A 297-nucleotide genomic window follows, 5' to 3' on the forward strand; every position below is an offset into this window, starting at 1 on the left:
TGTTGCGGATGGCGGCGGCGATTTTGGTCTGGCAGCCCATGGCGTCGATGGTCACCCGGGCGCCGGTGAGCTCCAGCCGCTCCAGCAATTCGGGGATGGCCGTGATCTCGTTGGATTTTTCCGCGCAGACCTGCTGTCCCAGCACGAGACGCTGGCGTGCGGCCCAGGCCGAAACCAGATGCAGCGGGTTCTGTCCCCTGCTGCGGTTGTGGGCGCGGCGCGAGGTCTTGCCGTCGATGGCGACGATGTCGGGATCATCCTCGCGCATCCCGTCGACCCAGTTGATGAAACAGTCCG

General features: G+C 65.7%; 1 protein-coding gene. It reads right to left on the reverse strand.

The genetic code is table 11. The features are described from left to right. The coding region (locus tag C5748_RS27585; RefSeq protein ID WP_146119671.1) for an ISAs1 family transposase at positions 1-297 on the reverse strand (297 nt) is incomplete at both ends.

Source organism: Phyllobacterium phragmitis (assembly GCF_002980495.1).
Lineage (GTDB): Bacteria > Pseudomonadota > Alphaproteobacteria > Rhizobiales > Rhizobiaceae > Paramesorhizobium > Paramesorhizobium phragmitis.